This window comes from Enterobacter sp. BNK-16 (assembly GCF_048684955.1).
Taxonomy (GTDB): domain Bacteria; phylum Pseudomonadota; class Gammaproteobacteria; order Enterobacterales; family Enterobacteriaceae; genus Enterobacter; species Enterobacter bugandensis.
In genome coordinates, this window is sequence record NZ_JBLQTQ010000001.1 from 3347765 (window position 1) to 3360920 (window position 13156).

Genomic DNA, 13156 nt, shown 5'->3' on the forward strand with positions numbered 1-13156 from the left:
TCTTTACACGAATGGCGTTAACCCGGAGATTATGAAGACACATCCACAGTACGAACCCTGGCTGCAGGGCATGCTCATCATCGCGAAGCACTACCGGCTGGACTTTTCGGTGGAGCACGTTCGGGTCACGATTAACCATGAAAGTCAGTCTCCGCGCCAGCTGGTGCTGGAGGAGATGGCGCGCCAGCTAGGGCTGGGAATGCGCGTGGCGACGGATGCAACATCTCTCGATCCGTGGCGCCTGCCGCTGCTGGCGGAATTCACTGGCGGTCAAATCGCGGTCATTAACCGCATGGACAACGAAGGCAACGTCAGCCTGCAGTTCAGCGGCGACGGCGGGCTGGAGACGACGCTAACGCGGGACGCGCTCGGCTCACGGTTGAAAACGCTGCTGGTGCTGCGCCCGCTTGAGTCTACGCCGGATGCCCGCGTGGACGACTACATCAAACCGTATGAGAAAAACTGGTTCTGGCAGCTGGCGCTGAAGGACTGGCGCCGCTACAGCGACATCATGCTGGTGGCGCTGGTGGCTAACGTGCTGGCACTCTCCGGCATGGTCTTCTCCATGCAGGTGTACGACAGGGTGGTGCCGTCGCAGTCGGAGGCCACGCTGTGGGTGCTGTTTGGCGGCGTTATGCTCGCCATCGTGTTTGAATTCATCATGCGCATGCTGCGCGTGCATATTTCGGACGTGGTGGGGAAACGCGCCGACCTGCGCATCTCAGAACGCGTCTTTGCCCACGCGCTGCGAATTAAAAACGGGGCGCGCTCCAAATCAACCGGATCGTTTATCGCCCAGATCCGAGAGCTGGAGTCGGTGCGCGAGCTCATCACCTCCACCACCATTGCGGCGATCTCAGACCTGCCGTTCTTCCTGCTGTTCGTCTTTATTCTGTGGATGATTGGCGGCCCACTGGTGCTGGTGGTCCTGCTCGCCGTGCCGCTGCTGCTTATTCCGGGCCTGCTGGTGCAGCGCCCGCTGGGGAAACTCTCCAGCGAAGGGATGCGCGAATCCGCCATTCGTAACGCGACGCTGGTAGAAGCGGTGCAGGGCATTGAAGACATCAAGCTGATGCGCGCCGAGCAGCGCTTCCAGAACCAGTGGAACAACACCAACGACGTGGCCGCCAGCGTCGGCATGAAGCAGCGCTGGCTGACGGGGCTGCTGTTGACCTGGACCCAGGAGGTGCAGTCCATCGTCTATGCGGTGGTCCTGCTGGTGGGCTGTTACCTGGTCATCAGCGGCGACATGACCACCGGTGCGCTGGTGGGAACCTCGATTCTGGCATCGCGTACCATCGCGCCGCTGTCGCAGATCTCTGGCGTGCTCTCGCGCTGGCAGTCGGCAAAAGTGGCCCGCAAGGGGCTGGACGACCTGATGCAGCGCCCGATTGACGATCCGCAGCACGGGAAGAAGGTGCATAAAGCCCACCTGCGCGGGGATTACCGGCTGGAAGACGTCGGCTTCTACTATGACGAAGAAGAGAAACTCACCGTGCTGAACATCGGCAAACTGCAGATTCGCGCCGGTGAGCGCGTGGCGGTGCTCGGGCGTAATGGTTCGGGGAAAAGCACCTTGCTGCATTTGCTGGCCGGAATGCAGCAGCCGCAGCAGGGGAGCATTCTGCTGGACGATATTGCTCTCAATCATCTGGACCCGGCCGATCTGCGTCGCGACATGCAGCTGCTTAGCCAGCAGGCGCGGCTGTTCTTTGGCTCCGTGCGGGACAATATCCTGATGGGGAACCCGCTCGCCACCGACGATGAAATTCATCAGGCGCTGGTCAATAGCGGCGCGCTGGAGTATGTGCGTAAGCAGAAAATGGGGCTGAACACCATCATCAACGAGGGCGGAACGGGCCTCTCCGGCGGACAGCGTCAGGCGCTGCTGCTGGCGCGCGCGCTGATCACTGCCCCGAATATCCTGCTGCTGGATGAGCCTACCGCCTGGCTGGACGAGATGAGCGAGAAGCAGTTTATTCAGCATCTTCACAAATGGCTGGGCAAGCGCCGGACGCTGGTGGTAGCAACGCATCGCCTGCCGATTCTGGATTTGGTCGACCGTATTATTGTACTGGAAAACGGCAAGGTGGTGATGGACGGCCCGCGCGACGCGATCCTGCATCAGCACGGGCTGGCGCCGCAAAAGGCGGCACAGCGCACCGTGACCATGAAGCCGGCGGCTGTTGCAGAGGAGGAGGGTGCGGCATGAACGATTTCTCCCGTTATAACAGCCGTCTGAAAGAGCCGCGCCTGCCGCGATCCTCGCTGGTGGCGTGGTCGCTGTTCGCCCTGCTGGCGGTGTTTATCGCCTGGGCGAGCCTGTTCCAGCTGGACGAAGTCACGACCGGCAGCGGCAAGGTGATCCCGTCCTCCCATGAGCAAGTGATTCAGTCCCTGGAAGGGGGGATTATCCACAGCCTGCTGGTTCGCGAAGGCGATATCGTTGAGCGCGGTCAGCAGCTGGCACAGCTTGACCGGACTAAAACCGAGTCCAGCGTGCTGGAGAGCGAGTCTCGTCTGAACGCGGCGCTGGCAACGGCTGCGCGACTGAAGGCCGAAGTTAACGACACGGAACTCGCGTTTCCCGAGGAGCTGGACGATGACGTTGAGCTGGTCAAACAGGAAACGGCGCTCTATCAGTCCCGTCGCGAGAGCCTTGAAAAAGGGCTGGCCGGCTTACGTCAGGGCGCCGAGCTGGTGCAGCGCGAGCTGTCGTTGACTCGTCCGCTGGTGACCCAGGGGGCGGCCAGCAAGGTTGAGGTGTTACGTCTTGAGCGTCAAAAAAATGAGCTTGAGAATAAAATCACCGAGATGAAAAATCAGTATTATGTCCGCGCCCGCGAAGAGCTGGCGAAAGCCAACGCGGAGATTGAAGCCCAGCGTTCGGTGATGAAAGGGCGTGAGGACTCCCTGACCCGGCTGACCTTCAACGCGCCGGTGCGTGGGATTGTGAAGGATATTGACGTGACGACCGTGGGCGGCGTTATTCCCCCGAACGGCAAGCTGATGAGTCTGGTCCCGCTGGACGACCAGATGGTGGTTGAGGCGAAAATCTCGCCGCGCGATGTCGCGTTTATCCACCCCGGCCAGAAAGCGCTGGTGAAAATTACGGCCTATGACTACTCCATCTATGGCGGGCTGGAGGGCGAGGTGACCATGATTTCGCCGGACACCCTGCAGGACGAGGTGAAAAGAGATGTCTACTACTACCGCGTCTATATCCGCACCGACAGTAACCACCTGACCAATAAGCAGGGCAAAGACTTTCCGGTCTTTCCAGGGATGATTGCAACGGTAGATATTAAAACCGGCAGCAAAACCATCCTGGATTATCTGTTGAAACCGCTGAACAAGGCAAAAGAGGCGCTGCGCGAGAGATAAAGATTGGCGTTCGGGATACCGAACGCCATTTGTATTATACCGTTGACGTTACGTTGTTTGGGTGGCGTCGCTCCTTCGGCACCACGTTAATGTAATGAGTAACATAGGCGAAATATAATCCGGCGTAGTTTTCGACCAGTTCGAAAAACGCCGGATACACCGACAGGCGACCGTCACCACGATCTTTAAGATAACCTGCCTCATGTGCCGATTTGATAATCCGGTTGACGTGGATCCGGGAGACAAAGAATTCTTTAGCGAGCGTGCTGGCGGAGTATTGAATAACCGCGCCGTGGGCGGATTTGTTTTTTATGGCCTGCAGGTAAAGATACAGCATAATCATGCGGCCTCCATCCTTATCAATAAATAACCCCACTTCCGGTAAAACTTTTCTGAACGTTAATCCCCGAAAAAGATATTCTGCCGCGCGGCGGAAGAAATTATTTCTCAATGTGTCATTATCCAGCAGGTTTACATCAATATTAAACGTCGGGTAAAGAATGCTGACGGGTAAAAATGCACCGGACATATAGCGTTTGAGTTCATTCAATCCTTTTTCGGTTGGGGCAATTCTCGTTTTTCGCCGGTCTTCCGTACAGCGCCAGGTCCTGATGCGTCCCGTGGTTCGGAGTAACGTAATGATCGCAATAACGCTGTTGGGGCTGGCTATTTTATAGCGGGAACATAACTCTTTTATCTCTGAGACGGATTCGGCCTGATTGCCAAATATAAAACAACACATGGAAAGAATAATGTTAAACCGAGATTCCTGAAGCATTGTCTTGTAGAACAAGGGTTGCTTTTTGTAGATGGCGTCATTGATTGTGTAGTGCTCTAATATTGCCTCGCTAAACCGCGGGTTGCTTTTTATAACATCCCTTCGATGTAGCAAGGCCCTGGATGAGATGTGATTATCCATAGCATTTTTCTCGTATTTGATGAGCCGATAGATGAAGTATCCAGCCTTCTTTTTCGGAATTTTCATTATACCTGAGAAAAAGTGGCTTGCGGTCGGTATTTTAAAAGAAATATAGAGTTATATTTATGCGTGGAAAAGGGTGATTAACGCAAAGATGTTACAGTGCATGGCGTTGATAACAGTATCTTAACCTGATGGTGTATTGTAAAATTATTATACACACCGCTGTTGGTTTACATACTCATAATAATAATGGCGCTTTCGTGCCCAGGAGCAGGTTATGACCCACCCAATTTCTCTCAGGAATGATGCGCGCAACGAGCAAAGATTTGTCATTTCAACCTGCGGCTTTACGTTTCAGGGATATCACCTGCTGCTCAAAAAGTATGGCATAGAGACTGCGCATATTCACTTTGATGGAGATGCGTTATCTGATCCTGACAAGGAAAATATCCTTATTCATCAAAACGCTCACATCGTAGTGTTCCTGGGAAAAGGTACGGTAGCTCTCCTGGAGAGCCTGACGCGACTGGCATCCGTACTCAATGCACTTCCTGTTATTCGTCGTGTTACCCTGTATGGTGATATACCGGACAGCTGGCTGTATCGAACCCTGGGTAGTCTTCTAAATAACAGTCATCAATTATCATTGATTCGCATAGCCAGCGTATCTGATGTAATAACCTGTTTCCACACCCACAATAATGGCTTTAAGGACCGCTCGCGCTTATTACGCGATTACTATCTGGACTGTTCTTCGTCAGAAAAGCTAAAATGGCTGACAAGAAGAGAGGTTGATGTTTTATTGAACTTCTATCGCGGTATGTCTATAAAAGACCAGTGCGACAAACTGAGGCTTTCTAATAAAACGGTCTACACCCATCGTAAAGAAGGTCTGCAGAAATTAAATTGTATCAAGCGATGGTTGAATGAACCGCGCAATGTAAAAGTGGAAACGCGGATTAAAAGCCAAAATCAAAGAGTGGACTTCACGGATAAAGAAGCGGAAGTTTTTAATGCGCTGGTGAAAAGGGAGATATTCCCCGCCTACCAGATCATTACCGATCGTGACAAGAAAGGAGTGGGGTTTGAGATACTTATTCGCTGGAATAAGAACGGTAAAATAGTCAAGCCAGCCCGTTTTCTGAATGACATCGCTAATTATGAAGTATGGCTAAAGATTACGGCTATGGTGATCCACGCCGCCGTGTCCGGGATTAATAAATATAACGGTAAATTCTATTTTTCCGTTAATATACCGCCTCGCCTGGCGTCCGGGAACGCGCTGCCAGAGATGGCCAGGAAAGCCATCGGCATGCTGCTTAACCCCCAGTGGGCGGAAAAGCTGGTCTTTGAATTCGCGGAAGATATTGATGTAACGAAAGATAAAAGCATCCCAGAAACCATGCGGCACCTGCGTAATACGGGGTGCAAACTGTTTCTTGACGACTGCTTCTCAAGCCATCATGCCATGTTCCCCGTGAGGCAGGTGCATTTTGATGGGCTGAAACTGGATCGGGACATCGTCGATCATTTTGTGGCGAACGACAACGATTATAATCTGATAAAAGCGATACAGATTTACAGCGACATGACCGGAACGGCTTGTATTGCAGAGGGCGTTGACAGTGAGGAGAAGTTTGAAAAATTAGTCGAGCTGGGTGTGAAAAACTTTCAGGGATATTATCTCTCGCGTGCCGTAAAAGAGGAGGAATTAGACCGCATGGTGAGATTGTTCAGCTAAAAAATAAAGCCCCGAAGGGCCTTGTTTATTTGCGTCCCAGCAACAGGCCAAGCACAATACCAACCGCACCCGCGGCGATAAGGCCGGTGAGCGGGTTATTTCTGACCGCTTCAGTCACGTCAGAGACAGCATCGCTGGCCTGTGCGGCATATTTTTTCGCAGCGCCTTTTACCTGATGCTTCGGTGAATCAACGAATTCACCGAACTGCTGCTGGGCTGAACCTGAAAGTTCATCAAATTTATTTTTTGCTTTGTCTTCAGCAAACTGGGTGTTTTTATCAGTACCGAAATCAGACATTTTTGCCTCCTTTTGTTGATAGTTAAAGGATAGCCTCTCTTTGAAAAGATGAGAGGCGGAACGCTAAATTTCGGAGGGAATTGGTCGGTTTTCGGATATATCTACACCAGAAGAGGGCGTTATTTTTCGTTCTCATCCTGGCCGTAATAGAGCTTGCCAATGCGGATAAGCGGGCGGCCCTGCGACTTGCGGTGCAGGTTGCTGTCCCGAAGGGAATACACGCAGCCGCAATATTCCTGCTGGTAAAACTGTTCCCGCTTGCTGATCTCAATCATGCGTGATGAGCCGCCCTGTTTGCGCCAGTTGTAGTCCCAGTAGACCACCCCCGGATAGCGCGCTGCCGCACGCTGGCCGCAGTCATTGATCTGCTGCATATTCTTCCAGCGAGAGATCCCCAGCGAGCTGCTGATAACGCTGAAACCATTTTCCGCCGCGTAGAGCGCCGTACGCTCGAAGCGCATATCGAAGCACATGGTGCAGCGGACGCCGCGCTCGGGCTCCCACTCCATGCCTTTGGCACGCTCGAACCAGTTATCAGTATCGTAATCGGCATCAACAAACGGCACGCCGTGTTTCTCTGCAAAACGAATGTTTTCTTCCTTACGGATGAGGTATTCCTTTTGCGGATGGATGTTGGGGTTATAGAAGAAAATGGTGTAGTCAATGCCCGAGGCCTGGATAGCTTCCATGACTTCACCGGAGCAGGGGGCGCAGCAGGAGTGCAGCAGAAGTTTATCGGCGCCGTTTGGCAGGGTGAGCTGCGGGCGGATGAAGGGGGTTGTACTCATGTTGTTCTACAATATGTTAATGAAATTTATGGAATTGTAGCACAAGTTATTAATGTCTTCAGACGGTACTGGCGGGAATCGAGGATCCCGTCTGGTCGGGATCCTCGCGCTGAGCGGTGCCGCTATTCGGCAAATTTGAGCAGCGCTTCGCCGTCAAGACGGTAGCGCACCCATTCGGACTGCGGCAGCGCGCCAATGCTGAGATAAAAATCGATGGCGGGCTGGTTCCAGTCCAGCACGCTCCATTCAAGGCGGCCACATTGCCGTTTTACCGCGAGTTGAGCGATATGTTTCAGCAGCGCTCTGCCTGCGCCTTTACCGCGGTAGTCCGGGGAAATGTACAGGTCTTCCATATAAATCCCGTTGCGTCCAAGCCAGGTCGAATAGCTGGTGAAGAACACGGCATAGCCGGCGATCCTGCCGTCAAACTCAGCGATCAACGCCTCGGTTTTACTACCCGCACCAAAGAGGGTTTCCCGGATCTCGTCCGGCGTGGTTACGACCTCTTCGGGGGCTTTTTCATATACCGCCAGCTCATAGATCATGGCGTAAATAGCCGCTGCATCTTCGGGACGGGCCTGACGAAGGGTTATGCTCATTGTTTTTCCTGTTATTTGCACGGTTCGCGATTGATGGCGTTAAGCATACGGAGTATTGTCCGAAGAATTAAGTGCAATGAAATCAACAAATGATGAATATTATGCATCCGGCGCTGAGACGTCTTGATTTAAACCTGCTGCCCGTTTTTGACGCCATTTACCGCCACCGTTCTGTTCGCCTCGCAGCCGACGAGCTGGCGATGAGCACCTCGGCGCTGAGCCATGCGCTGTCGCGTCTGCGCACGGCCCTTAACGATCCGCTCTTTTTTCGGGAAGGGCATCGTATGTCCCCCAGCGTGTACGCCTCTCAGCTTGCGCCTTCTATTGCTTCCGCATTGTCGTTCCTTAATCAGGAGTTGACCCCGCAGCCGGAGTTTGACGCCGCCAGCAGTACCGAAAGCTTGCAAATTGGGATTACGGATTTTACCGCGCTATGTATTTTTCCCGCCCTGATGCACAAGCTGCAGACTGCTGCCCCGGGCTTGCGTTTCGAATTGCGCTATCTGCCGCACAGCCCGGCGCTGACGGAGCTGCTGGCGGGAGAGGTAGATCTGGCGCTGGGTTTCAGCACCGAGGACGATATCCGCCATCCGGAACTGGAAGAGATCGGCTGGTTTGAGGATGAGTATGTGGTTATCAGCAACGCAAGCCGGACCCGGCTAACGCTGGAGGATTATCTCGCGGCCCGACACCTGGTGGTGACGCCCTGGAATGAAAAGCAGGGCGTCCTGGACGTGCGGCTCGAGCAGCTGGGCTATACGCGGCACATTGCGATCAAAACGCCGTCGATGCTGAGCGCGCCGTTTATCGTTTCGGAAAGCGACCTGCTGATGGCCATTCCTCGTTACGCCGCCGAGAAGCTGGTGGCGGCGGCGGAACTGAGGATTTTTGCCTTGCCGTTCTCTATTCCCAAATTTGAGGTGAAAATTTACTCGCATAAGCGCAGCGGCCAGCGGGGGGCGACCCGATGGCTTCAGGAGGAGCTGCAAATGCTGGCGCAAGATGGCAGGGGGATGAGTGCCGGATAAGCTCAGCGCGATCTAGATTTCACGTTAAAAGTAAGTTTACATATGTAAGATAACTCATATACCATACCCCCCTATAGTAGTGGGATATGCTTTTAACGTATTGATATTATTGGTTTATTTTAGATAATTTTGTTTTCAGGGGCATACTGGGGGCAAACCCTAACCGCTCGTTTAACAGTTCCACCTGCTCACCGTCAAACTCCTTGATCCAGGCTGAGTACACCCGATACACCATCTCAGCGTCTTCGTGCCCGAGCTGGCTGGCGATGAACGAAGGGTTTGCTCCAGCCGCAAGTGACCAGCATGCGTAAGTGTGTCGTGACTGATACGGCGTGCGTCGGCGAATACCGGCCTTTTTCACCGAGGCATCCCAGCGATCGGTAATTGACTGCGTCGAAAAATAATTACCCGGATTTTTTGTCCCCAGGCGCGGCAGAAACACAAAACGCTTCCTCTGTACTTCAGACTTCCCATACTCCCTGAAATGCTGAACGATCTCCGTTTCCGGCAGATGGCCAGTGAGGGCATATTGTGCACGCAGCGCATCAAGCGCAGGAGCGAGAAGGGTGATTATTCGATCCCCAGCCTTAGTCTTGGGCGGTACAAAATCACCCTGTCCCGTCAGGTTGCGCTGGATATGAACCTTTCCTGCATCAAGATCAACATCTTCCCACGACAGTGCCGCAATCTCACCGTGACGGGGGCCGGCGCCGATGGCGAACTGCCACATGTTTTTGTCCTGACCCGTCAGGGCCAGCATCATCGTGGCGTATTCATCACGCTGTAATGGATCCGGTTTCTTACGGTCCTTGTGCAGCTTTGTGATGTGCTCAAACGGTTTATCGGTGATGAATCGGCTACGGTGAGCAAAGCGCAGGATCTGACAGGTCAATGAAATGTAGTCGTTCACCGTGTTCACACTGCGGCCAGTCTTTTTTCTCTTATTACCCTCAGAGTAAAAGCTTTCTCCACGCAACAGCTCCTTTCTGTACTGCATCATGTCGCTGTGAGTAATATCGGAAATTAACGTGTTCCCTCCGATGACCTTATTCATCGTCCTGAGCTGCGCCTTAATTCGCGTCATGGTGTTTCTTGAAACATCCTCTTCCTTGGCATCCAGCCAGAGTTCGGTAAGTTCGTCCCAGGTGTAAGCAACACGCGTAGAGGTAAATTTCTTGACGCTTTTCGACTCAGGGAAGCGCCGAGCGTAATCGAATTCACCCAGCTGTATTTCACTTAATATGAGCGCGCGCAGGTTTCCCGCTTTTTTGATATTTGCAGGAGTGACCATCCAGCCTTTCAGCACTTCCCGGCAGCGTTTGCCGCGAAAGGTGAAAGTTAACCGGATTTTTCCATTGTGAATTTCAACACCTGTTGGGAAGGTCATTACAGCTCCTGCACTAACTGATTTATGCGAGGGTAGTTGTACCATAGCAAGCCACGCTTAGTTTCTCCTCCGTTCATTGCCTGTCGCTTGAAGTGGACACCTTCCAGCCATGGCCCGCTTCGGAGTGCTTTTATCTGGCGCTCTGTCAGGCCAGTAAGCGCCGTCAGTTCTGCCTCAACAACCCATTCTCTATTAAAAATGATTTGCGCCATGATGACTCCTGGCAACCGGCGTGAGTATACCCACGCCTGTTGCGTCGTGTTGATTATTCGAAATCAGGTAAAAAGAGGCCCCGACGAAGCGGGGCATGCACATTTTTTAGAAAATTAGTTGGGTAAATCCAATATCTGCCGATATGTTAGGAGTCACATTTGAGGGATCGACATCCATGAAAACAAAGCATTTGCTGCTGCTTGTGCTCTTAACATTGGCCCAATGTAGTCATGCTCAAGAACAATACAATTTTGAAGATGTAAAACCTGCAGTTATTGAATTCTTCAAGCGCGGGGCAGGGAATCCTGATGGCTGCGATGTGCTAAAAGAGCAAAGTGCAAAAAATCCAAAAGATGAGCAAGCAAGGAAAATGATGATAGGTTTTTGTGACAGCGACTTAGATACATCTAAGCCAGTAACTTTCACAGAAATGTCATCGCATAGTTCTGAAGGGCATCCGTATGTTTGCGGCGTCATATCTGGTCAGACACAACTTGGCCGTAAAATAGGTGCGCGTTTTATTGCTGCCGAACCATATCATTTAGTTCTGGGCTTCAAGTATTCACGACGACCGATAGCTTACGCAACGGATGATGGTTTTTTGGTCGATGAGTTTCGTTCTCAGCTGAAAGCCTTCAACGAGCTATATGCAAAAGCATGTAAATGAATTAAATCCCTCTCTGCTTATTCTTCAACTCGATAACAGATTGGCACTCTGCGCACGTCTGGCATCCCGGAACGGCAACGCGCCGCGGCGCAGGGATATCCTCGCCGCATTCAGCGCAATGCTCTGCTGATACGGCGTTGCGGTTGAGCCGGTGGGCGGAAAGGGCTGCGTTACGCTGAAGCTCTTCAATCTCTGCTGCGGTATCGATGATGTCGGCCATGGTCAGTGCTCCCGGAACTGTCGGTTAATTCGGTTGAAGGTGAACGGCAGCAATAAAAAGGGAGCCTTAAGCTCCCGGGTGATTAGTGCCTTCATGCGGCACCGCCTTCATTCTTTTCGGCTTCGACTGCCATCTGCTCAAGCCGTCGCGATAACTCGGCGGCCAGTGTCTGGAATTCTTCCTCGGTCGCAACCGGGATCGGCACAAAGCGAATTCCGATGTGCGCCAGGTGGTTGGCAATTTCGAGGCTTTTCCTCAAATCAACGGGCGAGGCTCTGTTCATGCGGCGCCGCCAGCGTGCCGCAGCCAGATGCAGACCGCACCATCTTCCGTGTCGTGAATTGAACCGACAAACCAACCATCGCCGGCGGGTGTTTCTGGCTGCCACGCTGAGATGTCATAACCGTCCACATCGGGATCGACGTCATCCTCATCGCGGTACTCCACTTTCCACTCAAGGCCGTTCTTATCCAGCCAGGCGTTAAATTGATCAGGAGAGATAGATTCACGCCCATCGCAAAATTCATCGTAAAGCGGGTGAGTCCAGTAACCGTACTGGTCGCGTTCGACTGGTAGCGCTTTAAATTCTGTTGTCATTGTTCGGCTCCAAACCGCCCGTTCAGGCGGCCAGTTTTGACGACGAACTCCAGGAGGCTAACTCCCAGAGCTTCAATTTTCTTGTGATGCTTGTTGATGATGGGGGGCACCGTTTCGTTCCAGTTAGGCTTTGGCTTTTTGCGCATGGCCTGCTGGATTTCCTCGGTGCAGCGGCGGCAGGCGGCGCGGATGGCGTTGTCTGTTTCTGGCGTCATGCGGCCTCCGTTTTCAAAACGTCGATGGCACAGCCTGGTAGCAATTCAACCGCGGCGGTGGCGCACTGATTTCCCCAGTGGTGCCAGCCTGGCGCCGCGCTGCGGCTAAACAGCTCGATGCGCGGCACATCTCCGTAAAGCAACTCCAGTCGGTGGCGCACTTCCCAAGGCTTTTCGCTGTGCGCGCCGAGCGGGCTGTAGACCACCTGCTTAATCCCGGCATGATTTCGCTCCAGCCCGGCGCCGCGGATGGCAATCAACAGGTCTTCAGTGTTGGCCCGGGTGTGGTTTCCGCCGTTCATGCGCGTCTCGGCGTTAAGCAGATCGAGGAAGTCGTAAAAGTCGGTGACTTCACCCTCGGCCAGCGCCTTGTTGATGCGCAGCTCTGCGTTCTGATTCAACTTCACCCAGGTGAAGCCCTTCATCGTGCGAACGGTAAAGCCCCAGGCCTCTGCCAGTTCGATAGCCTCCTGGTTATGCGTGCCGGTGTACCACATCGCCAGCACCGAGTTTTCGGCGGAAAGTTCCCACACAGGCAGGCGCTTGATGTCGATTAACTTCATGGTGGAGTAGTGATCGGCAGCAGCCCCGTTGCTGATGGTGTTGCCATAAGACCAGGGTGGATCAGCGTAGATAAGAGAGTATTTTCCGGTCATGCCGCCTCCAGTCTGCGTGCCAGCAACGGCCCGTCGTGTCCTGCGTTAAAGCTTTCAACCATCGCCCGGCAACACGCCGGACAGCAGCTATAGGTCCTTTGCGGCTCTCCGTCGAATTTCCAGTAAGAGGAACGCATAGACGCGGAGAACGTGCCGCAGATATCACAATGAAAGGATTCTGTTTCCAGAACCCTCATTAGCTGAGGCTCGGAGAGCTCGAACTTTCTGGCGATAACCGCATGCTCAAGACCGGCATCAAGCAGGGCTTCAATCAGCTGCAGATCGTCGATGGTTAACTTCCCGCAGCGGTAAAGACCCATGCTGCTGGCCTTCATCTGGATAGCCGCTTTGGTGCGCTGTAACGTTGCGCACAGTTCATCCATATCCATGTACAGATAAGTTTTGGACAAAAAAATGGCCTGAGATTCAGGCCAGGGCATT

The 13156-nt window shown here is 53.1% G+C and carries 17 protein-coding genes; 5 read left to right on the top strand and 12 right to left on the bottom strand.

The window, feature by feature from the left end:
- Positions 1-31: 31 nt before the first annotated feature.
- A complete protein-coding gene (locus ACMGGH_RS16030) occupies positions 32-2212 on the top strand; it encodes a type I secretion system permease/ATPase (protein WP_232948221.1) in 2181 nt (726 codons plus the stop codon).
- Complete coding sequence (locus ACMGGH_RS16035) at positions 2209-3384, top strand: HlyD family type I secretion periplasmic adaptor subunit (protein WP_028013086.1); 1176 nt, start codon at positions 2209-2211, stop codon at positions 3382-3384. Before ACMGGH_RS16030 ends, ACMGGH_RS16035 begins: the two co-directional genes overlap by 4 nt.
- Before the next feature lie 34 nt (positions 3385-3418).
- Here ACMGGH_RS16035 and ACMGGH_RS16040 read toward each other — a convergent pair whose 3' ends face one another.
- Positions 3419-4303 (bottom strand): hypothetical protein, encoded by an 885-nt coding sequence (locus ACMGGH_RS16040; RefSeq protein WP_028013087.1) that lies wholly within the window; start codon positions 4301-4303, stop codon positions 3419-3421.
- A 280-nt stretch (positions 4304-4583) separates the two neighbouring features.
- Between ACMGGH_RS16040 and ACMGGH_RS16045 the strand changes: the two genes are divergently transcribed.
- A complete protein-coding gene (locus ACMGGH_RS16045) occupies positions 4584-6047 on the top strand; it encodes an EAL domain-containing protein (RefSeq protein WP_232948222.1) in 1464 nt (487 codons plus the stop codon).
- Between the two features lie 25 nt (positions 6048-6072).
- Here ACMGGH_RS16045 and ACMGGH_RS16050 read toward each other — a convergent pair whose 3' ends face one another.
- The 3 genes from ACMGGH_RS16050 to ACMGGH_RS16060 form a co-directional block, all read right to left on the bottom strand.
- Positions 6073-6345, bottom strand: coding sequence for a DUF883 family protein (locus ACMGGH_RS16050; RefSeq protein WP_028013089.1), 273 nt, complete (start codon positions 6343-6345; stop codon positions 6073-6075).
- A gap of 119 nt (positions 6346-6464) precedes the next feature.
- Complete coding sequence (locus tag ACMGGH_RS16055) at positions 6465-7133, bottom strand: epoxyqueuosine reductase QueH (RefSeq protein ID WP_232948223.1); 669 nt, start codon at positions 7131-7133, stop codon at positions 6465-6467.
- A 122-nt stretch (positions 7134-7255) separates the two neighbouring features.
- Positions 7256-7732: a GNAT family N-acetyltransferase gene (locus tag ACMGGH_RS16060; RefSeq protein WP_045260478.1), complete on the bottom strand. Its 477-nt coding sequence runs from the start codon at positions 7730-7732 to the stop codon at positions 7256-7258.
- Between the two features lie 89 nt (positions 7733-7821).
- Here ACMGGH_RS16060 and ACMGGH_RS16065 point away from each other — a divergent pair, with 89 nt between their 5' ends.
- Positions 7822-8760 (top strand): LysR family transcriptional regulator, encoded by a 939-nt coding sequence (locus ACMGGH_RS16065; RefSeq protein ID WP_232948224.1) that lies wholly within the window; start codon positions 7822-7824, stop codon positions 8758-8760.
- 106 nt (positions 8761-8866) lie between these two features.
- Here ACMGGH_RS16065 and ACMGGH_RS16070 read toward each other — a convergent pair whose 3' ends face one another.
- Positions 8867-10147 (bottom strand): tyrosine-type recombinase/integrase, encoded by a 1281-nt coding sequence (locus ACMGGH_RS16070; RefSeq protein WP_420299138.1) that lies wholly within the window; start codon positions 10145-10147, stop codon positions 8867-8869.
- On the bottom strand, positions 10147-10359 hold the full coding sequence (gene xisR, locus ACMGGH_RS16075) for an excisionase family protein (protein WP_032657248.1): 213 nt from the start codon (positions 10357-10359) through the stop codon (positions 10147-10149). The genes ACMGGH_RS16070 and xisR overlap by 1 nt, the downstream gene beginning before the upstream one ends.
- Positions 10360-10535: 176 nt before the next feature.
- Here xisR and ACMGGH_RS16080 point away from each other — a divergent pair, with 176 nt between their 5' ends.
- A complete protein-coding gene (locus ACMGGH_RS16080) occupies positions 10536-11027 on the top strand; it encodes a hypothetical protein (protein ID WP_420299139.1) in 492 nt (163 codons plus the stop codon).
- 1 nt (position 11028) lies between these two features.
- Here ACMGGH_RS16080 and ACMGGH_RS16085 read toward each other — a convergent pair whose 3' ends face one another.
- The 6 genes from ACMGGH_RS16085 to ACMGGH_RS16110 all read right to left on the bottom strand — a co-directional run bounded on the left by ACMGGH_RS16085 (position 11029) and on the right by ACMGGH_RS16110 (position 13125).
- Positions 11029-11247, bottom strand: coding sequence for a TraR/DksA family transcriptional regulator (locus ACMGGH_RS16085; protein WP_032657245.1), 219 nt, complete (start codon positions 11245-11247; stop codon positions 11029-11031).
- A gap of 91 nt (positions 11248-11338) precedes the next feature.
- Positions 11339-11530 carry a DUF1382 family protein gene (locus tag ACMGGH_RS16090; protein WP_022650956.1) on the bottom strand — a complete coding sequence of 64 codons (192 nt, stop codon included), beginning with the start codon at positions 11528-11530 and terminating at the stop codon, positions 11339-11341.
- The gene (locus ACMGGH_RS16095; protein WP_420299140.1) at positions 11527-11844 is read right to left on the bottom strand and encodes a hypothetical protein; all 318 of its coding nucleotides are present in this window, start codon (positions 11842-11844) and stop codon (positions 11527-11529) included. The genes ACMGGH_RS16090 and ACMGGH_RS16095 overlap by 4 nt, the downstream gene beginning before the upstream one ends.
- Positions 11841-12059, bottom strand: a complete 219-nt coding sequence (locus tag ACMGGH_RS16100; RefSeq protein WP_023300422.1) for a hypothetical protein — start codon at positions 12057-12059, stop codon at positions 11841-11843. The genes ACMGGH_RS16095 and ACMGGH_RS16100 overlap by 4 nt, the downstream gene beginning before the upstream one ends.
- Entirely contained in the window at positions 12056-12715 is a 660-nt protein-coding gene (locus ACMGGH_RS16105) for an MT-A70 family methyltransferase (RefSeq protein ID WP_420299141.1), read from the bottom strand. The genes ACMGGH_RS16100 and ACMGGH_RS16105 overlap by 4 nt, the downstream gene beginning before the upstream one ends.
- Positions 12712-13125: a hypothetical protein gene (locus ACMGGH_RS16110; RefSeq protein WP_126811198.1), complete on the bottom strand. Its 414-nt coding sequence runs from the start codon at positions 13123-13125 to the stop codon at positions 12712-12714. Before ACMGGH_RS16110 ends, ACMGGH_RS16105 begins: the two co-directional genes overlap by 4 nt.
- Between the last annotated feature and the right edge of the window lie 31 nt (positions 13126-13156).

Bases quoted from the DNA above. Each gene is read 5' to 3' on its own strand.
- ACMGGH_RS16030 (WP_232948221.1), top strand. From the start codon at position 32: ATGAAGACACATCCACAGTACGAACCCTGGCTGCAGGGCATGCTCATC.
- ACMGGH_RS16035 (WP_028013086.1), top strand. From the start codon at position 2,209: ATGAACGATTTCTCCCGTTATAACAGCCGTCTGAAAGAGCCGCGCCTG.
- ACMGGH_RS16040 (WP_028013087.1), bottom strand. From the start codon at position 4,303: ATGGATAATCACATCTCATCCAGGGCCTTGCTACATCGAAGGGATGTT.
- ACMGGH_RS16045 (WP_232948222.1), top strand. From the start codon at position 4,584: ATGACCCACCCAATTTCTCTCAGGAATGATGCGCGCAACGAGCAAAGA.
- ACMGGH_RS16050 (WP_028013089.1), bottom strand. From the start codon at position 6,345: ATGTCTGATTTCGGTACTGATAAAAACACCCAGTTTGCTGAAGACAAA.
- ACMGGH_RS16055 (WP_232948223.1), bottom strand. From the start codon at position 7,133: ATGAGTACAACCCCCTTCATCCGCCCGCAGCTCACCCTGCCAAACGGC.
- ACMGGH_RS16060 (WP_045260478.1), bottom strand. From the start codon at position 7,732: ATGAGCATAACCCTTCGTCAGGCCCGTCCCGAAGATGCAGCGGCTATT.
- ACMGGH_RS16065 (WP_232948224.1), top strand. From the start codon at position 7,822: ATGATGAATATTATGCATCCGGCGCTGAGACGTCTTGATTTAAACCTG.
- ACMGGH_RS16070 (WP_420299138.1), bottom strand. From the start codon at position 10,147: ATGACCTTCCCAACAGGTGTTGAAATTCACAATGGAAAAATCCGGTTA.
- xisR (WP_032657248.1), bottom strand. From the start codon at position 10,359: ATGGCGCAAATCATTTTTAATAGAGAATGGGTTGTTGAGGCAGAACTG.
- ACMGGH_RS16080 (WP_420299139.1), top strand. From the start codon at position 10,536: ATGAAAACAAAGCATTTGCTGCTGCTTGTGCTCTTAACATTGGCCCAA.
- ACMGGH_RS16085 (WP_032657245.1), bottom strand. From the start codon at position 11,247: ATGGCCGACATCATCGATACCGCAGCAGAGATTGAAGAGCTTCAGCGT.
- ACMGGH_RS16090 (WP_022650956.1), bottom strand. From the start codon at position 11,530: ATGAACAGAGCCTCGCCCGTTGATTTGAGGAAAAGCCTCGAAATTGCC.
- ACMGGH_RS16095 (WP_420299140.1), bottom strand. From the start codon at position 11,844: ATGACAACAGAATTTAAAGCGCTACCAGTCGAACGCGACCAGTACGGT.
- ACMGGH_RS16100 (WP_023300422.1), bottom strand. From the start codon at position 12,059: ATGACGCCAGAAACAGACAACGCCATCCGCGCCGCCTGCCGCCGCTGC.
- ACMGGH_RS16105 (WP_420299141.1), bottom strand. From the start codon at position 12,715: ATGACCGGAAAATACTCTCTTATCTACGCTGATCCACCCTGGTCTTAT.